Here is a 24,272-nt window from a genome sequence, read left to right as displayed (position 1 = left end):
GAAGAATTGGTTTAAATCAAGCCAGAAAGCCCGCCAAGTTTGGGAAAACCTGGCGGGCTGGAAGGCTGTTACATCTTGGGCGTAATTTCGCCTTTGTACACGCGCTTACCGTCTTTAATTTCGATAATGCCGATGGGCATTTCAGCGTCGTGGGTGGCGTTAATGGTGAGTGTGCCAGTAACGGCGGGGAAGTCTTTCAGTTCCGCAAGGGCCTTGGTTACGGCTTCACGGTCGGTGCTGTTGGCTTTTTTAATGGCTTCCATGAACATCATGTAGCTGGTGTAGCCAAGGGCGGCGTTTACGTTGGGGTCTTTGCCAGGGAAGGCAACTTTCCAGTTCTCAGTAAACTTCTTGGCAGCTGGGTTCATGTTGGGCATGGACATGTCGTAAGGGAAGGTGGTGTGCAGGAAGCCTTCAACAGCCTGTCCACCAATCTTTACGGTTTCCGGGTTATCCATGGCGTCGCCACCAATAATACGGAAGGTTGCGCCCAGTTCACGTGCCTGCTTCATGATAATAGCGCCTTCAGCAAAGTAGGCGGGAATGAACAGGACGTCGGGTTTTTGGGAAATAATCTGGGTAAGCTGGGGGGTAAAGTCCTGGTCGCCGGAGTTGTAGTTCAGGTTCACTACAATTTCGCCGCCCTGCTTTTTGAAGGAAGAGGCAAAGAAGTTGGCAAGGCCTACGGCGTAGTCGTTGGCAACGTCTTTCAGCACGGCAGCGCGCTTGAAGCCAAGGTTCTGCATTACATAAGTAGCAGCGCCAGCGCCCTGGTAGGGGTCAATGAAGCAGGCACGGAAGTAGTATTTTTTGTCTTTGGTTACCAGGGGGTTGGTGGCGGAAGTCGCAATAACAGGGGTTTTGGCTTTTTCAGCCACTTCACCACCAGACATGGCAAGGGAAGAGCCGTATGTACCAATAATGCCTGTTACCTTGTCTTTTGCGGTAAGGCGGGTAACGGCGTTGGCTGCTTCCACCTTGTCAGACTTGTTGTCTACAATGACCAGCTCCACAGGGCGGCCCAGCACTTGGGACATTTCCTTGTGGGCAAGCTGTACGCCTTCCAGTTCAAGCTGGCCGCCAAATGCGTTCTGGCCGGTCAGGGGAAGGTACACACCAATTTTAATGGGCTCTGCAGCTTGGGCAGCAATGCCCATGCACAGCAGCATGCCAGTGGCTGCCAACAGTTTCTTGAAAGACATCAGATTCGCCTCCTCAGTAATAGTGGATTGACCTGTGCGTTACGCAGTAAAACATTTTACTGGCGCAGAACATGAAAACAAAAATGGGTAATGCTTCATAGTAATGCTGGGGGGAGCAAGCTAAGGCTGTAGTGTTGTTGCTTTGCAAAGGTATTACATGAAAAACCTTGCTAAGAAACACGTGTAAGCCTGCTTGTTGCCGTGGAGCAAATGCTTCAATCTCTATCTTGTTTATTAGTAAACTGAAACGGGCCTACGCGCAAGAGGGTGGTATGTACCTCTATTCTGGCTGCTTGGGCTGGGCTGAGAAGTGCGTAAGGGTAAGCCTGCCTGAGAACATTTCTCAAGGGTGGCCTTGCTGCATTAGGTGCAGCACCGGGGCAATGTCTTCCTCTGTGTCTACCCCGCGGCTTGGCTGGGGGGTTATGGCAACGCGCAGGGCAATGCCATTTTCCAGCAGCCGAAGCTGTTCCAGCTTTTCCGTGCGTTCCAGGGGGGAAGGGGGCAGGCTGACAAACTGTTGCAACGTTGCCATGGTGAAGGCGTAAAGCCCGATGTGCCCAAGGCAGGGGGCAGGGCTTTCCTGCGGGTCACGGGCAAAAGGGATGCCCGCGCGGGAAAAGTACAGGGCGTTACCGTTTGCCGCCACCACCACCTTTACTTTGTCTGGCCCGGTGGCCTGGCCCTGGGGCATGGGGTGGGCAAGGGTGGCGGCGCACACCGTGGGGTCTGCAAAGGTATGCAATAAAGTGGTGAGCATACTGGGGTCAAGGGCGGGTTCATCGCCCTGAATATTAACCACAATGGCCTGGGGGGGCAGGCCAAGGGTGGTGGCCGCTTCAAACACACGGTCTGTGCCACTTGGGTGGCGGTCGTGGGTCATCACGCAGGGCACGCCCAGTGCTTTGGCCGCTTCTGCAATGCGGGTGTCGTCTGTGGCAAGGGTAACGGACGTAAGCTGTGGGCAGCGGCTTGCCCGTTGCCACACATGCCAGAACATGGGTTTGCCGTGCAGGGAAAGCAGGGGCTTGCCCGGCAGGCGTGAAGACGCAAACCGGGCAGGAATGATGCCATGGGCAACCCGTGGCTGTGTGTGGGGGGGGCCGCTACGTTCTGTTGTGCCGGGGTTACCCATTGGCGCCTTCCGCTGTTTCTGCCAGATAGTTTTTAAAGCATTCTTCCACAGCCGTAATGTGGCGTAACGCAAAAGAGCGCATGTCGTCCATGAGTGTGGTCACAGCTTCACTATCATTGGCTGCTGCGGCACGCTGTACGCAAGAAGCCATTTTCTCCAGTTTCTCCAGTTGGAACACCGCTGCCTTCTGGCGGATGGTTTCCATGGCTTCCTGCATGGCGGGCATGGCATTGTCCTGGGCAGCTTTTTCGCACATGCTCAGGGCGTCGCGCAGGGAAAGGATAAGCCCTGGCACCAGGGGCAGCATCTGGGCGTTCATGGTGGCCCCTTCAATGCCCGGCAGGGGAATTGCCGCGCTTTTCGGCTGGACTGGTGTGGTGTTGCGTTGCACGCGCACAGCCCCTGGGCGCGGTGTGCTGTGTTCCGGGGAATTGGTTTTTTGTACTACCGTAATTTTACGCACTGCCGGGCTGTTGCTTTTGGTGCGGCCCTTGTGCAACGCTTCCAGCTTTTTTTCCCTTTGCTGGGCTATTTTACTGGCTGTCATTGCCGCTGCCGCTGCCGCTGTTTCCGCATGGCCAGAACCGGGTGAAATAGCACCTGTCCGTTCCAGCACACCGGCAATGGCAGCACGGGTGCTTAAGCCTTTTGCTGTTTCCTTGGCTGGTTCATGGGTGCTGTTGGGGTGGGCTTCGGCCATGCCGCCAGCAAGCAGGCGCTGTATGTACGGTTCAGTAGAGTGGGTGGGCATGTCTGGCCCAGGGGTGGCCGTGGATTGTGGCGCTGTGGATGTATTTTTGTTCACGGTACCATTATGCAAGGTTGGAACAGCCTTGTGTACCATGTTTACAAATTCATCCTTGCCAAACGGCTTTTGCAAAATGTGGTTGCAGCCTATGGCGCGCATGCGTTCTTCTTGCCCCTGGTGGCTGATAAGGGCAAGCACGGCGGCGGGGGGCCAGTTGTTGTCGGCTTCCACGCTGTGCACCTTGTGCAGCATTTTTTGCAGGTCGTCTTCCGGCATGTCTGCATCGACAATTATGAGGTTTGCCGGTTCATTGGTGCAGGCGTTCACAAGGGCCTGCACGCCTTTGCATTCCGTGTGCGGCAAACTGTGCTGGTTCAGGTAATGGGAAATAAGGCGCAGGTTACTTGTGGTCATATCCGAAACAAGAATCTGTACCTGTACGGTAGCTGTTGCCTCCACATTACCAGTCGCTGTTCCGTCTGGGGGTGCGCTGTGCTGTGCCCCATTGCTGGCAGCCGCTTGTGCTTCTTGCCCGGCCTTAACGCTGGCAAGTTGCACCACCCGTGCCGTTGCGGGATGTTGTAGTGGCTCCTGCGCCAGTGCAACAGGGGAAGCTGGCTGCACTACAACCTGCGCAGAGGCCTGTGGTGCAGGCTGTGCGTCGTCTACCGTCTCTGTCTCGCTTGTTGGCTTCTGCTGTGCCGTTGTCCGGGGCGTTACCGCTTTTTGTGGCATGGCCTTTTGTTCGGGCTTGGGCGCTGCCCCTTTCTTGGGTTTGGGTTCAGTTTCCGGCTCAACTGTTGCCTTTGTTATTGCTTCAGGCTGTGCAACAGGGGGTGCCTTGTGTGGCGTGGCTTCCGGGGCTGCCTTGGCCTCTGCCTGTGGCTCTGCCTTGGTATTTTCTGGCGCAGGGGTGTTTGCTTCCGCCTGTGCTGTTGCGGAAGGTGTGGTTTCCGAGGCAGCCTGCCTGGCCTGGGCAGCATTGGCCAGCCGCTTTGAAAGAGGCACTTTGCCCACACTTGGTGCAGGCCCTTGTGCTGCGGTTTTTTCCCGAGCTTGCGCTGCGGCAGGTACTGGTGTTTCTTTGGTGTCTGCTTTCATTGATACCGCGTTATTCCCCGGCGTTTCCACCAGGGCTGTGGGCAGTTCAAACTGGGCTGTCATGGTAATAAGGGGGCCGTGGGTGGGGCTGTATTCCACGGTAAAGCTGCCGCCATTGGCTGTGGCAAAGTGTTGCCCCTGGCCTTGGTGGGCAAGCTGCCGCTTTTCCGTGCCTGTGTCGGTAATGCTGAAGGAAAGAATGAGCGGGCCGTTGCTTTCGGTATGTATGTGGCGCACCGCAAGCTGCACAAAGCCTGCGTCTGTGGCGTCAATGGAGTCGGAAAGCAGGCCGGAAAGGGTGGAGTAGAGCCCAAAGGCGTCACCTTTGAGCAATGTTGGCAGGCGCGGGTCCAGCACCCAGGAAAAGATGACGCCTTTTTGCTTGATGCGTGGCTCAAGGGAATGGTCTACCCGCCTGATAATGTTGGTAAGGTTAAAAATACTCAAGGCAGGGGTATGCTGGGGGGCAGCTTCTTTGCTTGGCTGCTGGGCCACAGGGGCGTTGGCAGGGGCTGGCACTGGTGCTGCCCCTTGCGCCTTTGCAGCACCAGTGGCGGCAGGCTTGTGGGCCTGCGCGGGTGGGGGTGCCTTGGGGGTTAGCAGGGCACCAACGCTGCCAAAGCCAGGGGAAAGGGTGTCTTCCTGCAGGCCGCTGGGAGTGTACTCCTTGGGGGTCAAGCCTTTGGCCTGCATCAAACGTTCCGTTGTGGTGGAACCTGCCGCACTGCGGGAAGCTCCTGCGGGTGGCAGGTCCAGGGCTGGAAGTTCCAGGGGAGGCTTTTTCTGTCCAGATTTTTCTGCATCTGGGGTATTTGTAGCAGGCTTATGCGGGGCAGCCATTTCCAAGGGGGGCAATGCGTGTGTTGGCAGTGCCTCTTTCCTGGCGTGGTCGGCATTTTGGGAAAGTGGTGTGCTGGTGGCCACAACTGCGGGTGGGGTTTTGCGCAGCGGCTGGTTACTGGGGGCAAGGTGCAGCCCTTGCTGCCCCGCAGCGGGTTGGGCAGGCGATTTTTTGGCTGTGCGGGTATTGGTGGAGGCTGGCATGGAAAGGGACGAGCCCAGTAACCCCAAGGCTGGGGAAGCTTCAGGCGATGCTTCATGTGTGGCCGCGCCCATGCTTAAGGGTTCGTCCCCCAAAAGGCTGCCAAGGCTGGCATGGCTTGCCGCCTGGGCCAGGGTAAGGGTGTTGTCTTCATGCCTGTTGGCCTGGGCGGGCTGTTTGGGGGTTGCCGCAACAGGCCGGGGCTGCACGGCGCTGGTGTCCCCCAGGGGTGTGGAAGCAGGCAGGGCGCTTGCCTGTGTTGTTGCGCTGGGCGCAGCAGAAGCCATGGCAGCGGTAGGTGTTGAGGCAACCTTGGGGGCAAAAGTACCCGTTTCTTCGGGTGCTGCGGGCACGTCTTCCGGCAGGGGAAAAAGAATGGTTTCCTGGGTAGCGCCTGCGCTGGCAGAAGCCTCTGCACTGGGTGCAGGGGCATTGCCTGTGTTGTGGCCAGGGGTGGTTTGTTCTTGTGGTGTGTTTGCGCGGGCAAGGGCAGCCTGCTGTTCCGCAAGGGTTGCGGAAAATGCCGCTTCAAGGGAGGCACCGGGCATGTGGTCGGCATCTTCCTGGTCTTCCTGGCTAGTGTTGTCAGCAGGGCTTTGGCCTGGCTGGGCAGGGGCATTTTGGTTGTTTGCCGTGGGCAGCAAGGGGAATGGGTTGTTTTGCGGCAACAGGGAAGGGGCACCACTTGCGCCTTCTTCCACTTCCTGCAACAGGGGGAAGGACGAGCCAAGGGTGTGCTGGGCCGCGGAACGTGCTGTATGCGGACCGCGCACAAGGGCTAGGCTCAGGCCACCAATGGCAAGCCCCCACATGCTGCCTTGCACTGCCATGGGGCTTGGCAGGGTTGCTTCCATTGCCCAAAAAGAAAGGACTGCGCCAATAAAGGGCATTATGCAAATACCGGTAAAGGCAAGGGCACCACGGCGTTTGTCTTGCAGTGCCCAAAAACACACGGGCAACAAGGGGAAAAGCAGCAGGGGCCACAGGGGAAACAGCCGGGTAAGCCACTGGTAGCCAGGCACCAGGGGCATAAGGGCTGCTGCAATGCCCACTAGGGAAAATCCTGAAAGGAGTATGTCTTGCACCGGGGCTGATTTATTGGTGCCCAGCATGGCACGCCCCAGGTGTGGGAGCAGTAGCAGGGAAAGGCCGGGGGCCAGCATGGCGGGCAGTTGGGCGTATGATAATGTTTCATGCAGCAGGGGCAGGGGCAGCATGATGTCTGCCAGGACAAACCCAAGAAAAACCGCTGCCCAGAAGCGCCATGCGGAGCGCTCCTTCAAGGCACGCAGCAGGCACACAAGGCAGGCCAGCACCACCAGCCCTGGCAAAAGCTGGTCTGGCGGCAACAGGGGGGCGGTTACGTTTTCTTGCGGTTGTACCGTGGGTTGAAACCACAGGCCGGGCACTTCGGGCAGGCGCATAAAAATGGTTTGGGGCGTTGCGCCAAAGGCAGGAATAACAAGGTTTTCACTGGGGCCAACGTCTGTACGTGTCCAGCGGGTGTGGGCCACCACGCCTTCACCTGTTTCACGCAGGAAAACCTGGGCATTGCCCCCGTTAAACCTGCCAAGGTTAATGCTAACAAGCGGGGTGCCCCCCTGGGGGGCGGGGGTTAAGGCGGAACGCTGGGCCTTAAGCAAGGAAAGCTTGAGCCACACCGGGCCTGTGGCGCGCAATGGAAAGCCGTTACGCAAAGAGGCAAAGCCTGCTTGCGCTTCCGGGGTGCTTATGCTTTCAATGGTTTGCTGCCCATCCGGGTCTGCCTGCCACAGCAGTTCAGGCAGCAGGGGCTGCATGCTGGTTACATTATCTACTACCAGCGGAATGGCAAAAGCACTGGTGCTTGCACACACCCAGAAAAAGCATAATACCAGGGCACGCTTTAACATAAGGCTACCTCGTTTACAGCGTCTTCAAAATGTCGGAAACAAGCGCACCACTGGGTGCTTTTGCCCCTGGATTTATGGAAAGAAGTTTTTGCCAAACGGCTTTGCCTTCTTCTTTTTTGTCCAAGTCATTGTAAAGCACCACGCCTGTATTGAACATGGCCACTTCGTGCTTTGGGTCAATGCTCAAAGCTTTGGTGAACAGTTCCAGGGCCTTGTCGTAATTCTTCACTTCACGGTACATAACGCCGCAATCCACCAGCACACTGAGGTTATTGGGGTTCAGCGCCAGGTGTTTTTCGTAGGCTTTAATGGCTTTGGCCGGTTCATTATTGTCATAATACAGGTTGCCAAGGTGTTCCCAGTTGGAAGCATCCATGGGGTCTTTTTGGGCTTGCTGTTCATGTTCCAGAATGGCGGCTATCCGGTCTGCATTCATTGTGTTGGCGGAAATGCTTGGGGCGTTTTGCCCCAGGGGCTGCTGCTGTTCCCCGCTGGCAAAGCCGCCGGAAGAACCTGACCCCCCTGCAAAGTAGCCCACCATAACTCCCAGGGCCACGGCCAGGGCAATGCTCAGAAAAAATGTGGTGCGGGCAACAAACTTGCCCTCTGCCACTTGTTTTCCCAAAAATTCATAATCTTTTGTTGTGTATGACATGTTGTCCTCGTTTCAGTGCTGTCCGGCTCATAAGCCGGGAAGTATTGGTGTAATTTTGCTGGCAAAATTGCACCGCGTAGCGTGTCGTTTGCCTTTACAATACCTCTTCTTCTCTCTTTGCTTCATTGCAATGCGTGGCAGAGGACAAAAAGAGAGCCGGACACTATTGTCCACGTTAGTTTGGGCCCAGACGCTGGGGAAGGTATTCGCCGTGGTTCCCTTAGGCCGGGAAAGCGCTGTTGTAGCGTTTTTTAAATGTGCCCTGGGTGAATACGTGGGCCTGGGGGCCGGAAACTTCAATACAAAACGCGGCACATACCGCACCAAGGCGGGCGGCTTCAAGCAAGGTGCTGCCCTGGGTAAGGCCCTTGAGCAGGCCTGCGCGGTAGGCGTCGCCTGCGCCTGTTGGGTCGCGCACTTCAGCCACAGGCACAGCCTCCACATGGGTTTGGCTGCCGTCTTTGTGGTACAGCACAGAACCCTTTTCCCCCATGGTGGCAATAATGCCCTGGGTTGTCAGTTGCAGCAGTTCTGCCAGGGTGCGCCCAGTTTTTTCCATAACCAGCTTAATTTCATAGTCGTTGCCCATAAGCAGCAGGGCACCCTCTACACTGGCAAGCACATCTTCCCTGCTCAGAATAGGCAATTGCTGGGCGGGGTCGTAAATATAGGCAACCCCCTGCTCTTTGTATTCCCTTGGGTGGGTGGTCATGTCGTTGGGGTTGGAAGGGCAAATAATGCCAATGTCTGTGGCCGCGTTCATGGCCGGGAACACAAACGTGCTTGGTTCCATCAGGGCTGCCGCATGGAAGGCGGCTATTTGGTTGTTCACAAGGTCGGTAGTAATGTAACAGCCCGCTGTGAGCTGGTTTTCATGCACGGTAATGCCGTGTGTGGGCAGGCCCCATTCTTCCAGCATACTTTTGTAGGGGCCAAAATCTTTCCCTGCGGAAGCCACAATAATGGGTTTTTCCCCCAGCAGGTACAAAGAATATGCGATATTTCCTGCATTACCCCCAAGCTTTTCTTCAAAGTGGTCGATAAAGAAGGAGACGCTGAGTGACTCTATTTGTTCAGGCAAAATGGAATCCGCAAATTTACCGGAAAAACGCATGAGCCTGTCGTATGCCAGTGAGCCTGTAAGGTAAATGGACAAGAGGCACTCCTTATTCCTGATGTGGTTGTGTTTCGTGGGCCACCCACTGCAAAAACGGGGCAAACCCGGCAGTTATGGGCAGGGCAGTAATGCAGGGTGTTTCATAAGGATGAAGCTGGCGTACCCGTGCTTCAAGTGCCGGGTAGCGGTGCTGTGTTGTTTTGCCCACAAGTACAGCTTCATTGCTTTCTTCCATTTTTCCCTGCCACCAGTAAATGGAATGGATGGCGGGAATTATGTTGGCACAAGCAAGGAGACGTTCCTGCACTAACGTGCGGGCCAGGGTTCCTGCTTCCGGGGCTGAGCCGATGGTAACATACACAAAAAGCGTTTGCTGGGGGTGCACGGTAGCCTCCCACGCGCAGTAGCGCGGTATATTGGCAAAGAAAACGGCTAAAGGCAATGGCAAGGCCTGCCTTCTTGCCTTGGTTTGCGTACTTTTTAATTTTTTGCGAATACAGAATTCTTGGCCCCGTGGGGGGGCGCCTTTGGTGGCGCAGTGTGGTGACAGTTGCTATTACCCACTATAAGGCATAATAGCCTGCTCTGACAAATAAAAAAAGTCGGGCAGGCTTATTCTTGTGTAAGGGGCTTGTGTAATAGACCCATGCCGACTTTTCCCAGGTAAAACGCCCTCTGTTCCCGCAACACAACGTGTTCTCCTTGCCCTTGGGAAGAAAGCCGCACAAATATAAAATCCGTTGAATATAGGGCACTTTTGAGAATGACTCAGCGTGCTTGAAAGGTACCCCATGCCAACCAATACGAAAGTGAAAAACATCCCCTCATGCCCAGCCACTCATAAAGCCGCTGTGCAGGAATTGGCCCGCCAGGTGGTGGCTTTGCTCGCCCGGCGTTATCCTACCCCGGAAACGCACTTGTATGCCAACTCCCCCTGGGAACTACTGGTTGCGGTTATTCTTTCCGCCCAATGTACGGATGAACGTGTGAACAAGGTTACGCCAGAATTGTTCCGGCGCTGGCCCACCCCGGCCCATTTGGCTGGGGCCCCCCTGGAAGAAGTGGAAGCGTGCATTCGTTCCACGGGCTTTTTCCGCAACAAGGCCAAGAACATTGTGGCATCGGCCCAGCGGGTAAGCGGCGTGTTCGGTGGGGAGGTGCCCGCCACCATGCAAGACTTGCTTTCATTGCCCGGTGTGGCCCGCAAAACAGCCAATGTGGTGCTGTGGACAGCCTATGGCAAGAATGAGGGCATTGCGGTGGACACCCATGTTTCGCGCATAACCCAGCGCCTTGGGCTTTGCGTGGGGCCAGAGCCGGAAAAAGTGGAAAAGGAACTGATGGCCCTGTTCCCCCAGGAAGAGTGGGGTAATGTGAACCATAGGCTGGTGTGGTTTGGCCGCCATGTGTGCGAAGCCCGCAAGCCCCTGTGCACGGCCTGCGAATTTTCCCCCTGGTGCCCGCGGGTTGGGGTGGGGGTGGCAAAGTCAGCGAAGAAATAGAGGAAAGGTTTGCGGCGTGCCGCCGCGCCAGCTTTGTAAGAGTGGTGTAGCATTGTCTTTTGCGGCGCTCTGCGCCACACCAGTTTGTGGTTTTTTTTTATTTCATCCGCTCCGCTTGGGTCAGGGGGCCTTCGCCCGGCCCCCTAACAACCCCAGGCGCTTGGGGCTCCGCCCCAAGACCCCGTTTAGGTTACGGCCCGCGCTTGGGCTATTTGTTTCCTACCTCGCTGCGCTCGGGGCGCAAACAAATAGAATCGCGCGGGGAAATCACCGTGGCAAGTGCGGGTGAAGGGGCTTATCGTTGGCTTATCGGAATAATATGCTGTTCCACAGAAGTGAATTGCCTCCCCTCAAACAAGCGTCAACATAATTACCGCACTCCGCATGAGTGGCCGGGCGCAGCAAAGCGCGCGTTGGCTGGGGGAAACGCTGAGAATTACCTGTACGGTGCGGCGAAGACGCCGAAGAGTTCTTTTCACACACGTTCCCGGATATGGGGTTTTCTCTTTCACTTCCACTTCTCGCCAGTGAAGCATTCATCTTCTGTGGCACATATTGATAATTACAGACTCCCCGAATCATACGAGTTTACCCATAGCCCCACCAGCATACATGCGCTTTGCTGCGCCCGCTTACTCAACCAAAGTGCGGTGGTTTCGCCGCCGCTTCCCTACAGTAAGTCACTTACTTTATGAGGCACAGCTTCCATTTACTGCTCCCCGCCTCAGACGAAATTACCCACAGTCTCACCAGCGTGTGTGCGCTTTGTTGCGCCCGCTTACTCAATCGAAGTGCGTTTTTTGGTTGCCGCTTCCCTACTGTAAGTGAATTACTTTATGAGGCACAGCTTATTAATGCAGCAAGCAACCGGTAAGTGCCCCTTGCTCATGTTTTGCACGGTGTATCTCCCGCGCGAATATATTTGTGTAGCGCCACGAGCGCAGCGAGTTAGCGGAACAAATCTACTGAGCGCGGACCACAGGCTTAGCGGGGTCACGGGGTGCAACCCCGTGGGTGTGGGGTTGTTAGGGGGCCGCACAAGGGCCCCCTAACCCAAGCGGAGCGGATGAATAAAAAGAACCCACAAGCTGGGGCGGCGGCACGCCGCACAGCTCTTCTCATTTCCTCAAAACTCAGCGGTTTCCTACTACGGCATTCCTTTCCCCATGGCACGCAACGCCCCACCGGGGGTGAAGCACCTGCCGCGCACCAGGCGCAGGGAAATGAAGGAACTGAGGGCTGCGGCGGCGGTGACCATAAGCAGTACCACCACCTGGTAGCGCACGGCCTGAATAGGAGAGACCCCCGCCAGAATCTGGCCTGTCATCATGCCGGGCAGGGAAACAATGCCCACGCCCATCATGGCATTAATGGGGTTAATCATGCCTGCGCGCATGGCAACGCGGAACATGTCTGCCGTTGCTTCCGCAGGGGAGGCCCCCAGGCACAGCAGGGCTTCTGTTTCGCCTTTACGCAGGTGCAGCTCATTAAAAAACCGTTCCAGGGCAATGGCTACGGCGTTCATGGCATTGCCTGCCACCATGCCGCCAATGGGAATAAAGTATTGGGGCTTCCACCAGGGGGTGGCCTGCAAAATGACAATGGCCACCACAAGGGTAACGCCAAAACAGGTACAGAACAACGCGGCAAAGGTGGGCAACAGCACGGGAATGCCGCGCCCGCGCACCCGGCGTGCCGCAAGGGAAGCCGCTACCCAGGCTGTTATGGTGTACATGCCAAGCACCAGCCACAAGGACTGCATGGCAAACACAATGTGCAAGACGTAGCCCACGGCAAGGAGCTGGGTAAAAAGGCGGATAGTGCCGAAAAACAGGTCGCGCTCAAGGCGCAGGTGGTACATGCGGGAAAATGCGCCAGCCAGTAGCACAAAACCCAGGGCCAGGGCCAGTTGCCACAGGTCTATGGCAATGTAGTCTGCCCCTTGCGGCGTAGCGGTGGTTTGCACTTCTGCCATTAGTTGCTGGAAAAATGCCTGTACATTATGCCACATGGGTTTGCTCCATGTGCCCGCCACGTAAGGCCAGCACGGCGTGAGGGAAGGTGGGGCTATACCCGGAGTGGTCAATTTGCACCACCGTCAGCCCTTCACTGCGCCACAACTCTTCCACCAGGGCAAGCAGGGTGCCCCGGCTTTCAGCGTCCAGGGCGCTTGTGGGTTCATCAAGCAGCAGCACCTTGGGGCGCAGAAGCAAAAGGCGAATAAGGCACAGGCGTTGGCGTTGGCCCACGCTAAGGGCGCTTGCTTCCTGGGTAAGGGGCACGGTGCCAAGGCCAAGGCGCAATAGCCATGTGTGCAGTTCCTGCTCGGAAGGAAGTGGGCGCGCGCGGTGCGCCGCAAAGGAAAATGGCAAGAGCAGGTTCTCTTTCACTGTGCCGGGCACAAGGGCCGGGGTTTGCCCCAAAAGCCCCACTTGGCGGCGCAGTTCCGCCGGGGCAAGGGCGGCAATGGGTTGCCCCTGAAACAAAATGTCGCCACTGGTAGGTTCTTCAAGGCGCACCAGCAGCCGGAACAGGCTGGATTTCCCTTCGCCGGAAGGCCCCACAAGCAGTGAATAGCTCCCTTCTTCCAGCCCAAGGCTAAGGGAGCGCACCACGGGCTTTTCGGGCTCATAGCCAAATGTGACAGCATTACAAAACAGAATTGGTGTGGTCATAGTGCTAAAAAGTCGCAAAAAGTGAATGAAAAAACGCCTCTTGTGAGGCGTAGCAAAAAAAGCAGGCAAGGCCGTGGCAAACAAAAGAGATGTCAGGCCGCAAGGAAAAGAAACAATAAACCGCCGCATACCTTACAATAAAAGCATGCGGCGGATATGGAAAACGAAGGTTACTTTTTCTTGGCTTTGGGGGCTGCTTCCGGGGCAGACTTGCTCAGTGCATCCAGAGCTTCCTTGGCGGCAGGTACGCCGGCTGCGGCAGCTTTGGTGAACCATTCTTTAGCCTGTTTCAGGTCTTTGCCCACGCCTTTGCCTTCAGCATACAGGCGGCCCATGGTAAACTGGGCACCAGGGTGCTTCATGTTGGCGGCTTCGCGGAAGCGTTTAACGGCTCCTGCTTCATCTTTGGGGCCGCCTTCGCCTTCAAACATCAGAATGCCAAGGTTGTAAATGGCATCTGCATGCTTCATGCCCGCAGCTTTTGTCCACCACTGGCGGGTTTTGGTCAGGTCGCGGGGGCCAAGGTCGTCGCCGGCATACAGCACGCCAAGGTAGAACTGGGCCTGGGGGTTGCCTGCATTGGCAGACTTAATCCACCAGCTTTCCGCTTCCTTCATGTTTTTTTCGCCGCCTTCACCGCGGGCAGCCATAAGGCCCATGGCATAGGTAGCCATGATGTCGCCTTTTTCTGCAAGGGGTTTCAGCAACTTCTTGGCCCCTTCAAAATCTTTTGCTTCAAAAGCATCTGCTGCTTTTTTCAGCGTTTCCTGGGTGGCCGGGTCAATTTGTTGTGGGGCCTGGGCGGGTGTGCTTTTTGCTGCTGCTGCATGCGCTGTAGCAAGGGGGGCAACGGCTAAGGCACCGCACAGAACCAGGGAATAAACGAACATGCCGAATTTCATGCAAAGCTCCTTCGTGGAAACATCAAAAGTAAAGTGTGTATCCTTCATTATATACCGTATTATTAACGCATAGCAACCTTTTTTATCTCTGTTGTGCGGCAAAAATGCCGGGTAGCAGTTGGGCGATATTGCTTGCAAAATTGCCCCTTGCCACCTTGGGCCTGAGTTGCTAAGAAAATGGCATGCCAAGCGATTTGCACAGGGAGCAAATTGAGACTATTGTGCAATAGTCTTACAGTAGCACCCCACAAGGATAACGTTCCCATACGCAGTTTTGCAGTGGTCTTCATTTTTGGCACTCCTGTTCTCCATAATTTTTCTTCACCTTTTAGCCCAACCGAGAACGCCATGGATTGCTTTGCGCCGGAAGAAGCCTGGAGCCAGGATGCCATTGCCGCAGCCCAAACAACGCGCTTGCGCATGACCATTGAGCAGGCCTTGCGTTCCCCATTTTATAAGGAACGCCTGGGCCGCCTGGGCATTACCCCAGGGACTATTGCCGGGCCGGAAGATGTACAGAAACTTCCGTTTACCACTAAAGACGACCTGCGCGGGGCGTACCCCACAGGGTTTGTGGCCGTGCCCCAGTCAGAACTGGTGCGCCTGCACGCTTCCAGTGGTACCACAGGTTCCCCTGTTATTGTGTGCCACACCCAGGACGACATTAACGCCTGGGCAGACCTTATGGCCCGGTGCATGCACATGGTGGGCATACGCAAAAGCGATGTGTTTCAAAATATGTCCGGGTACGGCCTGTTCACTGGGGGGCTTGGCATTCACTACGGGGCAGAACGCCTTGGCTGCCTCACCATTCCTGCCGGGGCAGGCAATACCCGCCGCCAGCTCAAGCTTATACGCGACCTGAGTGTGACTGCCGTGCACATTCTGCCTTCCTATGCCCTGTACCTTGGCAATATGCTTATTGATGAAGGGGTTGACCCGCGTTCCTTGCCCCCGCGCATTGCCCTTATTGGGGCAGAACCGCATTCCGAAGAAATACGCCAACGCATTGAATATCTTTTGGGTGTGAAGGCCTATAACTCGTACGGCCTTTCCGAAATGAACGGGCCGGGCGTGGCTTTTGAATGCCTTGCTCAAAATGGCCTGCACGTGTGGGAAGATGCCTTTATTGCTGAAATTGTGGACCCGGAAACAGGGGCACCCGTGCCGGAAGGGGAGTTTGGCGAACTGGTAATGACCACTCTTACCCGCCGGGGTATGCCCATTATTCGCTACCGCACGCGGGACATTACACGCTTCTTGCCGGGGGAATGCCTGTGCGGCAGAAAGCACCGCCGCATTGACCGCATTAGTGGGCGTTCCGACGACCTGTTCATTGTGAAGGGGTGCAACATTTACCCCATGCAAATTGAGCAGGCCCTTATGGCCTTCCCGGAAGTGGGGGATAACTACCTGATTATTCTTGAGCATGTAGACAACATGGAGCAGCTTCGGGTGCAAGTGGAAATTAGGCCCGATTATTTTGTGGAAGACATGCGCGCGCTGGTGGGTCTGCAAAAAGCCATTGCCCACCGCCTGCGTGATGAAATTCTGGTAACCCCCAAAATAGACCTGGTACAAATGAACTCCCTTCCTGTGACCGAAGGCAAGGCCAAGCGCGTGGAAGACAGGCGCCAAAACTCATGATAAATTTGCTTGACCTGACTTATGCCGAGCTTGCCGAATTTGTTAGCGGCCTTGGCGAAAATGCCTACCGTACCAGCCAGATATGGCAGTGGCTGTGGCGCAAGCGCGCCCGCAGCATTGAAGAAATGACCAATATTTCCAAAACCACCCGTACCCGCCTTGCGGAAGCGGCCCACATTGTGTGGCCTGAAGTGGTGGAACGCCAGGAAAGCAAAGACGGCACCCGCAAGCTATTATTGCAATTGCACGATGGTGCCCTTGTGGAAACCGTGCTTATTCCTTCCCACTCGCGTGAGGGCAGGCTGCGCCTGACCCAGTGCCTTTCATGCCAGGTGGGGTGTGCCATGGGCTGTACTTTTTGCAGCACAGGGGCTTTGGGCTTTCAGCGTAACATGACCATGTCGGAAATTCTGGGGCAGGTGCTTATTGCCAGGGAAGAAGTGAAGGACGACCTGCACGACCCGCTGCTGCGCAACCTTGTGTTTATGGGCATGGGGGAACCGTTGCTCAATTTGAAGCACATGCTGCGCAGCCTGGAAACATTGAACAATGACCAGGGGCTCGGGTTTTCCCCCCGGCGCATTACCGTTTCCACCTGCGGCATTGCCGAAGGGCTGCAAACCCTGGGGGATTCCGGGCTGGCCTTTTTGGCGGTTTCCCTGCATGCGCCCAACCAGGAACTGCGTGCCCGCATAATGCCCAAAGCCGCCCGCTGGCCCCTGGAAGACATGATGCGGGTGCTGAAAACCTACCCCCTGAAAACGCGGGAACGGGTGACGTTTGAATACCTGCTCCTTGGCGGGGTGAACGATACGTTGCAACATGCCAAAGAACTGGCCCGTCTGCTTTCCAATGTGAAAAGCAAGCTCAATATTATTGTGTATAACCCGGCTGACGGGGCAGAATACCAGGCCCCGGCCCCGCACACTGTGCAGGCCTTTGTGGATTTTCTGGTGGAGCGGCACATCACGGTGATTATTCGCAAAAGTAAGGGGCAGGATATTGATGCGGCGTGTGGGCAGTTGGCGGCCAAGTCTCGGGGGTAATGCTGGGTGGAATGCTGATTTATTCCGTTTGGCGTCCTTTCTCCGCTCGGGCGTCGTTACTATGTGCGGGTCAGCAAAGCTGCCCGCACCCTCCGCCCTCGCTCCACGGCTCGCTACGCTCGCGACTGCCGTCGGCTTTAGGGAAGGTTTTTGGGTAGGGGTAAAGACCCCCCTTTAAAAAAACTTCGCGCCTAGCCAAACGAAATTCTCAGCATTCCCCCAACGGCTCGCTACGCTCGCGACTGCCGCCAACATAGCATGCGCGAAAAAGGCTAGTTTTACCAACGTGCCGCGCCCAAAACAAAACACAAAGCATGCCGCATCTCCACGTTAAGAACTCAAGCAAGAGTTACCGCTTATACAACGGGCCAAAAGCGAGTTACCCACCAGAACCCGGAGACCAGTACCATTATGATGCGCACATCAAAGAAAAAAGTATCAGGGTGTTGGCATATTTTTTGTGCGGCGGTGCTTCTGTGTTGTCTGTTGTTGCCCTTGGGGCACAAAGGGCTAGCGGCGCCCTTGCAGCTTGCAGACCAATCCACCAGCGTGCCGGAAATGTTGGGCGTTCTGCTGGAGGACCTTTCCCGGCAGCAAGGCCAGGTTATTGGCTTGCAGCGGGAACTGGTGGCCTTTGCTGCCCTTAACCCCGAGCACGGGGGCCAGGGGGAAGCTAAAAAATCCCGTTGGATAGCAAACTGGTTGCGTGAACGGGGTATCTTATCTCTGGAAGAGATGGATTATCTGGATAAACGGGTGGAAAGCAATGTACGCCCTACTCTTGTAGTGCAATACCCCCACAAGCGAACCCATGAAAAAAAGCCTATGCTGTGGCTTTTTGCCCGACTGGATGTGCCCCCGGCCGGGCCAGATTTATTTTGGGCAAGCCCACCATTTACCCTGCGCGTGTGCAACGACACGCTGTATGGCCGGGGGGTGGAAGATAACAACCAGGCAATTGTTACGGGCCTGTTGCTGTTGGATGCCATGCACCGCCATACCATAGAGCCGCCCATGGGCTTTGGCTTGGTGCTGGTTCCTGGTGCATTGGTTGATTTTTCCGTAGGAATTGAACGAATTTTAGAAGATAGGGCTGATTTATTTCATGAAAAAGATATGTTTTTATTGTTGCACTACGGTAAGCCAGATGGCAGCGTTATTGAGGTGGCAGAAAAAGTAAACCAGTGGCTGAAAATTACCGTAATAGGCAAGCAGGGGTATGCAGGTTACCCGGAAATGGCAACCAATGCCCTTGCCGCTGGCATGGAACTGGCCCAGGGGCTGCCCGGCTTGCAGGAACGTTTTCCCGATACCAGCCCCATGTTTCATGGCACGGCGTTATTTGCCCCCACAAGAGTGGAAGACAATACGGTAGATGGCAACCATATTCCAGGCATATTCAGCTTTTATGTGGATGTGCGCATTGACCCGGCCTACCCCAAGGATGCCCCCAAAAATGCGGTGCTGGCCCTTGCCACTACCATAGAAGCAAAGCACGGTGTGCATGTTGCGGTGGAACAGATGGTTGCCACAGCTCCTGCCCCGCCCACCTCGGAAAAGACCCCGGTAGTGGTTGCCCTGCAACGGGCGGTGATGCAGCAATGTGGCTTGTGGCCTACCGTAACAGGTATTGATGGCGCTAGCCTGGCCACCGCCATTCGGGCCAAGGGCTACCCCGTAGCCGTGTGGGGCATGTTGCACAACCTGCGTAACCAGAGTGATGAATATATGACTGTGAGCGCACACCTGGAACAGGCCAAGGTGCTTGCCCGTATGCTGTTTGGGCCGCAGTTGCCCCCCAGGGTGCCGGGGCCAAAGCCCTGAGGTAGACAGTGATGAATTTATTATTTTTGGGCAGGGCCTTCCCCAAAAGTTTCTTATGTATTATGTGCTATTTTCTACTTGGGTATTCTGGTAGATTCCGTCGTGAGCAATTCCAGGCTGGTGCGTGCCTCCGCCGGGTTCAGTCCCAGTTTTTGGGCAATGCCTTCCAGGTTTTCTTCTGCGTCGCTCGGGCGCACATACACAGGGTCAATATCTTGTCGGCCATAGCTGGCCTCTTGGGCCGCGTGTAGCAAGTCGGCTTCTTCCGGGTGGTCAAACCAGGGGGGCAGCAGGCACACCCCGGGGGTGGCGGCGCATACTTCTTCCCAAAATAATTTGTTGCGCGTCAGGCCACTGCCAAGCACCGCCATATACTGTGGAAGGGTGTGCCCGGTGGGGCTAGTGGTTGAGGCTTGCGTCGTTGTGGCGGCCATTGCACTTGCAGTGGCTGCTTTTGCTGCGTTGGCGGCAGCTTCTAAAGAAAGGGCCTGCACCGGGCCGCAGGGCGTGGTTGTGTTGCCTGCCACCTGAAATAACCGGGCATGCACAAGGCCCCGCCGGGCATGGGTGGCCACCAGCAGGGAAGTGGGCACGGTGCTGCCCACACTCAGGCGGCGCAGGGCTGCCTGCGCCAGAAGAACGGTGTAATCAAGGCCAGCCAGGGTTGCCCCGGTTGCCCGGGCAAGGCCAGCCGCTGTGCCAAGGGCAAGGCGAATGCCCGTGAAACTGCCGGGCCCCTGCACGCAGGCAATGCGCTGTACTGAAGGCACAGGAACACGCAGCAGGGCCAGTGCGTTTTCCAGGGCAGGGCACAGCAGTTCGGCCCCCTGGCCCTGGGCGTGCCACCCCTGAAAACACCGGGGGGTAAGGTGCTGGGCGCTGCCTTGTTCTGGCGCTTCCTGCCGGGCCAGCAAAAACTGGATAATGCCTTCGGCCGCGTTAAGCACCAGGGTGTGGGTGGGTTCTTGTGCAGTATGCATGGGCTAGCTGAATATGCGCAAGAGATCGTTGAAGGTGGCAAACAGCATAAGGCCCAGCAGCAGGGCAAGGCCGACCATGGTGGCCTTGTGTTGTACCAGCAGGGGCACGGCTTTGCCCGTAATCATTTCAAAGGAAAGAAACATCAGGTGCCCGCCGTCCAGCACAGGAATGGGCAGCAGGTTAAGCATGCCAAGGTTGACGCTGATGAGGGCTGCCAGCAAAATAACATCTGTTGCGCCGTGTTCCGCCTGTTTGTAAATGATTTGGGCAATGCCAATGGGGCCACCCATGGAACTTGCCGGAATGGAGCGGGTAATAAGCCCTTTCAGGCCGTCCCAGGTAAGGCGCAGCATGTGCCCGGCCTTTTCAATGCCGGCAGCGCCCGCTTCCATAAACCCAAGGGGGGTGTGTATGGGTTTGCCGGAGGTAATGCCCAGCACCCAGGAGGTAATTTTCTCGCCGGAAGGAAGGGTTTGTTCCATTTGGGCCGGGGCAACCTGCACAGTGCTGGTGCCAAGGTCCGCGCGTTCAAAGGTTACGGCAATGGGGGCGCTCTGGTTCAGTTGCATGAACTGGGGAATTTGCTCCCACCGGGTAATGGTGGTTTCGTTTATTTTCACAATGCGGTCGCCAGGGGCAAGGCCTGCCAAGGCCGCCGGGGCTTCCGCCCGTACAGAACCCACCACCGGGGGCAGTTCAACTTTGCCTGTGGCAAACAGCAGCCCCCAGCATAAAAACCAGGCCAGGGCCAGGTTGAACACAGGGCCTGCCACAATAACCACAAAACGCTGCCAGGCAGGGCGCAAGGCAAAGCTTTCTTCTTGGGTAAAGGGCTCGGGAATGTCGGCATCCGGGGTTTCACCCACCAGGGCAACATAGCCGCCCAAAGGGATGGCTGCAATTTGGCAGCGGGTTTTGCCAAAGGTGCGGGCCACAAGCACAGGCCCAAAGCCAAGGGAAAAGGTTTTTACCCCAATGGAAAACAGCCGGGCCCCCAGAAAGTGACCCAGCTCATGAAAAAAAATCAGGCCGCCAAACACGGCAACAACGAGAATCGATTGGAAAAAAGAATCAAACATGCGTTGCTCGTTTGTGTGGAGAATACCACGAAGTTATAAATGAATATTGTTGTTTTTTATTTGGGGAGGTTCTGCCTCCCCAAACCCTTCCGCCAAGGGCATGATTGACTCGGCCCGTCCTGGGCCTCGACCTTCGGCTCCCGCCCTGCGGGCGGTTCCCAATTGTGCTTCCTGCACAATTGTCCTCTTGGAACCCCTCATTAGCGTTCAGCCTTCCACTTTGCGAAATGCTCAACGCTAATGGGGGTCAAGGGGAATCATTCCCCTTGCAGGGGGCTAGGGGACAGCGTCCCCCAAGAAAAGTAAAGAAAAACCATATCCAGGGCAGCTCTGGCGCTATGCCGTGGCCACTGCTTTGGTGGCCGCGGTGCGGCACAGGGCGTCAAGGGCGAGCACATCGTCTATGCTGTGCACGCCGCCTTGCGGGGCAAGCCGGGGCAGGGCGTCCAGGGTTTTGGCCACTACGGCAGCAATGCCGGGGAAGGAAAGACGCTCTTGTAAAAACGCTTCCACCGCCACTTCATTGGCGGCATTCAGGGCCACGCAGGCTTCTGCTCCGTCTAAAAGAGCCTGGCGGGCAAGGCTAAGGCAGGGGAAGGCTTCTTCCCTTGGGGGGGTAAAGTGCAGGCTGCCGCACTGGGGTAAAGTAAGCCTTGGTACCCCGGTGTCAAGGCGTAAGGGATAGGCCAGGGCATAGGCTATGGCTGTGCGCATATCAGGCGTGCCGAGTTGGGCAAGTTGGGAGCCGTCGTGAAATTCCACCAGGGAATGCACAATGGATTCAGCATGTACAACTACGTCGATATGTTCCAGGGCAACGCCAAAAAGATGATGCGCCTCAATCAGCTCCAGCCCCTTGTTCATGAGTGTGGCGGAATCAATGCTGATTTTGGCCCCCATGCTCCAGTTTGGGTGTTTCAAGGCCTGGGCAGGGGTGACTTTTGCCAGAGCCGCCGGGGTAAATTCCCGGAATGGCCCGCCGGAAGCGGTAAGAATAAGGCCGCGCACACTTTCCGGGGCTTGCCCGCACAGACACTGGAACAGGGCGTTGTGTTCGGAATCCACAGGCAGCATAACGGCCTTGGTGCGGGCTGCGGCGGCCCGCATAAGCCCGCCCGCCAGCACAAGAGATTCTTTATTGGCAAGGGCCACCACCTTTCCTGCCTGTACGGCAGCCCATGTGCCCCGCAGGCCAGCGGCACCCACCTGGGCGGAAAGAACCACCTGGGCGTTTTCCAGGGCGGCAACCGTTTCATACCCTTTCTGGCCCACTAAAATCTCCGGGCTATACCCTGCGGGCAGCAAGGCCCGCAAGGCGGGTGCTGCCGCTTCTTCCAGCACTGCCAGCACCGGGGGCCGAAATTCTGCGGCCTGGGCAGCCAGTAAAGCTATGTTGCGTGCCCCGGCCAGGGCTGCCACCTGAAAACGCTGGGGGTGCAGGCGCAAAAAAGTCAGGGCAGAGCAGCCAATGGAACCTGTGCTGCCCAGCACTGCCACCTGACGGGGCCACGTATTTTGCCATGCAGCAGTTGGAAGGGACGTAATGTAGTTGCTCATAAGGCCTTGCAGTAGTGGCTAGGGAAACAGTGAGTAAAGGATATTATGGGGACGCGGGGGTAATTAGCGTTTCCCTAGGCAGTACCTACACGAGATGGATTTTTGTTCTTTGCCAAGGAAGTTGCGCCTGCTTTGAAGGAGCATACTCTTACGGTATTCGACTGAAAAAGCAGGCGATAATTGACGTAAGCAGGGGCAAAAAGACACTCGTGTAGGTGGTGCCTAAGCACCCGGTGTGGGAAGCGGGGCACTAAGCAGGGCCACCGCAGTATACAGGGCCCGGAAGACAAAATACAGGGGCAGCAAAAACAGCAGGCTGTCTATGCGGTCCAGCACCCCGCCGTGCCCCGGCAAAATGGTGCCGCTGTCTTTTACATTCAAGGAACGCTTGAGGGCAGATTCAAAAAAATCGCCCAGTTGGGCTGCGGCGTTAAGTAAAATACCCATGGTCAGCCACAGCCAGAACGACATAACAGGCAGGCCCAGGGATGCATTGCGCGAAGCAAGGTGCCCGGCCACCAGGCACACGGCAATGCTGGCGACCATGCCCCCGGCAGCGCCTTGCCACGTTTTTTTGGGGCTCACGCTGGGCCACATTTTATGGCGGCCAAACAGCATGCCTGCGTAATAGCCACCACAGTCTGTGGCGGTGCTCACCAGCACCACAAAAATCTGTTCTGCCGGGTGCATGTGCAGGGCAAGGGAAAGGGGCAACGCAATGTACAAAAGACCAAAAGGCAGTACGGTGTAGTCGGTTATGCGCGTTTCCGGGTGGTGGGAACCGAACCGGGCAAGAAACATAAGGGCACTGGCGCACAGGGCAAGGGACACGAACAAAATGGGCCATTCAGGGGTAAGGGACGTGCTGAGCACAAACCCCCCGGCCAGAATAAACCCCAAGCATTTTTGCACCAGTTGGCTATTGCCCGGCCAGAAAAGACAGTAAAATTCCCACAGGCCTAAAAGCACCGCACCAAGCACCAGCACATGCAAAAACCATCCACCAAGGAGTACAGCCACAAGCAGAATGCCCGCCAGGGCAAAACCGGTGATAAGGCGCTGGCGTGAAGGGGGAAGAGTTATCATAAAATACATCCTTATTGGTGGGTTATGGGCTTATTACTGGGTAAAAAGCCGTCGGGAAACACGTAATTAGTGTTTCCCTTGCTCCGCCAGCCCCCCAAAACGGCGCTGGCGGTGGGCAAAGGCACCCAAGGCTTCGTGCAGGTGCGCCGGGGTAAAGTCCGGCCACAGGGTTTCCGTAAAATACAGTTCACTGTAGGCACTTTGATACGGTAAAAAATTGCTCAGGCGCAGTTCGCCGCTGGTACGCAGCACCATGTCCGGGTCTGGCTGGCCTGCGGTATACAGGTAATTGGCCAGTGTTTCCGGAGTAAGGCCTTTCATGCTGCCGTGGGCCGCATGGTAGGCGGTGCAGGCATCTACAATTTCCTGCCGGCCCGAATAGTTCAGGGCCAGGTTCAGGGTCATGGCAGTACCATGGGCGGTACGTTCCATGGCGTGTTGCAGCACCTTGCGGGTGGTAAAGGGCAGCTCGGCAAAATGGCCCAGCACGGCAAGGCGAACCCCGCGTTTTTCCAGAACTGGCAGCTCACGCGTAATAAAGTCCACCAAAAGATCAAACAGAAAAGCCACTTCCGATTTCGGGCGCTTCCAGTTTTCTTGGGAAAAGGTATATAATGTGAGGAAGCCAATGCCAAGGCGCTGGCATTCTTCCACCACCAAACGGGCACTTGCCACCCCGGCCTTGTGCCCTTCCGTGCGGGGCAGCCCTTTTTGGGTGGCCCAGCGGCCATTGCCGTCCATAATAACCGCAAGGTGTTGGGGCAGCAGTTCCGGGGCAATAAGAGGCAGGGTCGTGATGTGTGGCATGGTGGTTTTCCGAACAGCAGGTTTGTGGGAAACGTGCGTTGCCTGACCGCATGGGGGCATTAACAAACGTTTCAACGTGTGGTGCCGCTTTGCGCACAGATGGAAAAAACATAAACACGGGCAACAGCGTGTTAGTTTGGGTGGCAATGCTGTGCGGCTTAAAAAATGGGGAAGCATTGGGGCAATTGTGCGAGCAAAATGGCTGCGGGGAGCGTGTTGTTTGCTTGTACAATTACCTCTGTTTGACTCTCATTGTTGACGAAATATTTGCCAG

The 24,272-nt window shown here is 56.3% G+C and carries 19 protein-coding genes; 4 read left to right on the top strand and 15 right to left on the bottom strand.

Going from position 1 to position 24,272, the window contains the following annotated elements; all coding sequences use genetic code 11:
- Window positions 1–68: 68 nt before the first annotated feature.
- The 6 genes from G497_RS0107475 to cutA all read right to left on the bottom strand — a co-directional run bounded on the left by G497_RS0107475 (window position 69) and on the right by cutA (window position 9,277).
- Window positions 69–1,202, bottom strand: coding sequence for an ABC transporter substrate-binding protein (locus G497_RS0107475; RefSeq protein WP_027187683.1), 1,134 nt, complete (start codon window positions 1,200–1,202; stop codon window positions 69–71).
- Window positions 1,203–1,545: 343 nt separating this feature from the next.
- On the bottom strand, window positions 1,546–2,337 hold the full coding sequence (gene kdsB, locus G497_RS0107470) for a 3-deoxy-manno-octulosonate cytidylyltransferase (protein WP_051257943.1): 792 nt from the start codon (window positions 2,335–2,337) through the stop codon (window positions 1,546–1,548).
- Window positions 2,330–7,120, bottom strand: coding sequence for a response regulator (locus tag G497_RS0107465; RefSeq protein ID WP_027187681.1), 4,791 nt, complete (start codon window positions 7,118–7,120; stop codon window positions 2,330–2,332). Before G497_RS0107465 ends, kdsB begins: the two co-directional genes overlap by 8 nt.
- Window positions 7,121–7,133: 13 nt before the next feature.
- On the bottom strand, window positions 7,134–7,775 hold the full coding sequence (locus tag G497_RS0107460; protein ID WP_051257942.1) for a tetratricopeptide repeat protein: 642 nt from the start codon (window positions 7,773–7,775) through the stop codon (window positions 7,134–7,136).
- Window positions 7,776–7,995: 220 nt separating this feature from the next.
- On the bottom strand, window positions 7,996–8,931 hold the full coding sequence (locus tag G497_RS0107455) for a carbohydrate kinase family protein (RefSeq protein ID WP_027187679.1): 936 nt from the start codon (window positions 8,929–8,931) through the stop codon (window positions 7,996–7,998).
- A gap of 10 nt (window positions 8,932–8,941) precedes the next feature.
- Window positions 8,942–9,277 (bottom strand): divalent-cation tolerance protein CutA, encoded by a 336-nt coding sequence (cutA, locus tag G497_RS0107450; protein ID WP_027187678.1) that lies wholly within the window; start codon window positions 9,275–9,277, stop codon window positions 8,942–8,944.
- Window positions 9,278–9,683: 406 nt separating this feature from the next.
- Between cutA and nth the strand changes: the two genes are divergently transcribed.
- Complete coding sequence (nth, locus tag G497_RS0107440; RefSeq protein ID WP_084516101.1) at window positions 9,684–10,394, top strand: endonuclease III; 711 nt, start codon at window positions 9,684–9,686, stop codon at window positions 10,392–10,394.
- A gap of 1,147 nt (window positions 10,395–11,541) precedes the next feature.
- Here the strand turns inward: nth and G497_RS0107435 are convergent.
- The 4 genes from G497_RS0107435 to G497_RS0107420 form a co-directional block, all read right to left on the bottom strand.
- On the bottom strand, window positions 11,542–12,405 hold the full coding sequence (locus G497_RS0107435) for an ABC transporter permease (protein WP_342663660.1): 864 nt from the start codon (window positions 12,403–12,405) through the stop codon (window positions 11,542–11,544).
- Window positions 12,395–13,069: an ABC transporter ATP-binding protein gene (locus G497_RS0107430; protein WP_034637150.1), complete on the bottom strand. Its 675-nt coding sequence runs from the start codon at window positions 13,067–13,069 to the stop codon at window positions 12,395–12,397. The genes G497_RS0107435 and G497_RS0107430 overlap by 11 nt, the downstream gene beginning before the upstream one ends.
- Before the next feature lie 170 nt (window positions 13,070–13,239).
- Window positions 13,240–13,971, bottom strand: a complete 732-nt coding sequence (locus G497_RS17240) for a tetratricopeptide repeat protein (protein WP_051257941.1) — start codon at window positions 13,969–13,971, stop codon at window positions 13,240–13,242.
- Between the two features lie 62 nt (window positions 13,972–14,033).
- Window positions 14,034–14,261: a hypothetical protein gene (locus tag G497_RS0107420; RefSeq protein WP_027187674.1), complete on the bottom strand. Its 228-nt coding sequence runs from the start codon at window positions 14,259–14,261 to the stop codon at window positions 14,034–14,036.
- Window positions 14,262–14,319: 58 nt separating this feature from the next.
- Between G497_RS0107420 and G497_RS0107415 the strand changes: the two genes are divergently transcribed.
- The 3 genes from G497_RS0107415 to G497_RS0107405 all read left to right on the top strand — a co-directional run bounded on the left by G497_RS0107415 (window position 14,320) and on the right by G497_RS0107405 (window position 18,488).
- Window positions 14,320–15,618, top strand: a complete 1,299-nt coding sequence (locus tag G497_RS0107415) for a phenylacetate--CoA ligase family protein (protein WP_027187673.1) — start codon at window positions 14,320–14,322, stop codon at window positions 15,616–15,618.
- Complete coding sequence (gene rlmN / locus G497_RS0107410) at window positions 15,615–16,664, top strand: dual-specificity RNA methyltransferase RlmN (RefSeq protein WP_027187672.1); 1,050 nt, start codon at window positions 15,615–15,617, stop codon at window positions 16,662–16,664. The genes G497_RS0107415 and rlmN overlap by 4 nt, the downstream gene beginning before the upstream one ends.
- Before the next feature lie 522 nt (window positions 16,665–17,186).
- Complete coding sequence (locus G497_RS0107405) at window positions 17,187–18,488, top strand: M20/M25/M40 family metallo-hydrolase (RefSeq protein WP_169726983.1); 1,302 nt, start codon at window positions 17,187–17,189, stop codon at window positions 18,486–18,488.
- Window positions 18,489–18,562: 74 nt separating this feature from the next.
- On the opposite strand, the gene tsaB is transcribed toward G497_RS0107405, so the two are convergent.
- The 5 genes from tsaB to uppS all read right to left on the bottom strand — a co-directional run bounded on the left by tsaB (window position 18,563) and on the right by uppS (window position 23,998).
- On the bottom strand, window positions 18,563–19,468 hold the full coding sequence (gene tsaB, locus G497_RS17235) for a tRNA (adenosine(37)-N6)-threonylcarbamoyltransferase complex dimerization subunit type 1 TsaB (protein ID WP_051257940.1): 906 nt from the start codon (window positions 19,466–19,468) through the stop codon (window positions 18,563–18,565).
- A 3-nt stretch (window positions 19,469–19,471) separates the two neighbouring features.
- A complete protein-coding gene (gene rseP, locus G497_RS0107395; protein ID WP_027187670.1) occupies window positions 19,472–20,548 on the bottom strand; it encodes an RIP metalloprotease RseP in 1,077 nt (358 codons plus the stop codon).
- A 336-nt stretch (window positions 20,549–20,884) separates the two neighbouring features.
- On the bottom strand, window positions 20,885–22,105 hold the full coding sequence (gene dxr, locus G497_RS17230) for a 1-deoxy-D-xylulose-5-phosphate reductoisomerase (RefSeq protein WP_034637124.1): 1,221 nt from the start codon (window positions 22,103–22,105) through the stop codon (window positions 20,885–20,887).
- A 222-nt stretch (window positions 22,106–22,327) separates the two neighbouring features.
- Window positions 22,328–23,191 (bottom strand): phosphatidate cytidylyltransferase, encoded by an 864-nt coding sequence (locus G497_RS17225; RefSeq protein WP_051257939.1) that lies wholly within the window; start codon window positions 23,189–23,191, stop codon window positions 22,328–22,330.
- Window positions 23,192–23,257: 66 nt separating this feature from the next.
- Entirely contained in the window at window positions 23,258–23,998 is a 741-nt protein-coding gene (uppS, locus tag G497_RS0107375) for a polyprenyl diphosphate synthase (protein WP_034637122.1), read from the bottom strand.
- Window positions 23,999–24,272: the final 274 nt, after the last annotated feature.

Origin of the sequence: Desulfovibrio cuneatus DSM 11391 (genome assembly GCF_000430005.1) — a bacterium.
Classification (GTDB): Bacteria; Desulfobacterota; Desulfovibrionia; order Desulfovibrionales; family Desulfovibrionaceae; genus Frigididesulfovibrio; species Frigididesulfovibrio cuneatus.
The sequence above is the reverse complement of the archived record's forward strand: the minus strand, read 5'-3'. Positions and strand labels throughout refer to the sequence as shown.

Coding starts and splice junctions, on each gene's coding strand:
- G497_RS0107475 (WP_027187683.1), bottom strand. CDS start 1,202: ATGTCTTTCAAGAAACTGTTGGCAGCCACTGGCATGCTGCTGTGCATG.
- kdsB (WP_051257943.1), bottom strand. CDS start 2,337: ATGGGTAACCCCGGCACAACAGAACGTAGCGGCCCCCCCCACACACAG.
- G497_RS0107465 (WP_027187681.1), bottom strand. CDS start 7,120: ATGTTAAAGCGTGCCCTGGTATTATGCTTTTTCTGGGTGTGTGCAAGC.
- G497_RS0107460 (WP_051257942.1), bottom strand. CDS start 7,775: ATGTCATACACAACAAAAGATTATGAATTTTTGGGAAAACAAGTGGCA.
- nth (WP_084516101.1), top strand. CDS start 9,684: ATGCCAACCAATACGAAAGTGAAAAACATCCCCTCATGCCCAGCCACT.
- G497_RS0107435 (WP_342663660.1), bottom strand. CDS start 12,405: ATGTGGCATAATGTACAGGCATTTTTCCAGCAACTAATGGCAGAAGTG.
- G497_RS0107430 (WP_034637150.1), bottom strand. CDS start 13,069: ATGACCACACCAATTCTGTTTTGTAATGCTGTCACATTTGGCTATGAG.
- G497_RS17240 (WP_051257941.1), bottom strand. CDS start 13,971: ATGAAATTCGGCATGTTCGTTTATTCCCTGGTTCTGTGCGGTGCCTTA.
- G497_RS0107420 (WP_027187674.1), bottom strand. CDS start 14,261: ATGAAGACCACTGCAAAACTGCGTATGGGAACGTTATCCTTGTGGGGT.
- G497_RS0107415 (WP_027187673.1), top strand. CDS start 14,320: ATGGATTGCTTTGCGCCGGAAGAAGCCTGGAGCCAGGATGCCATTGCC.
- rlmN (WP_027187672.1), top strand. CDS start 15,615: ATGATAAATTTGCTTGACCTGACTTATGCCGAGCTTGCCGAATTTGTT.
- tsaB (WP_051257940.1), bottom strand. CDS start 19,468: ATGCATACTGCACAAGAACCCACCCACACCCTGGTGCTTAACGCGGCC.
- rseP (WP_027187670.1), bottom strand. CDS start 20,548: ATGTTTGATTCTTTTTTCCAATCGATTCTCGTTGTTGCCGTGTTTGGC.
- dxr (WP_034637124.1), bottom strand. CDS start 22,105: ATGAGCAACTACATTACGTCCCTTCCAACTGCTGCATGGCAAAATACG.
- G497_RS17225 (WP_051257939.1), bottom strand. CDS start 23,191: ATGATAACTCTTCCCCCTTCACGCCAGCGCCTTATCACCGGTTTTGCC.
- uppS (WP_034637122.1), bottom strand. CDS start 23,998: ATGCCACACATCACGACCCTGCCTCTTATTGCCCCGGAACTGCTGCCC.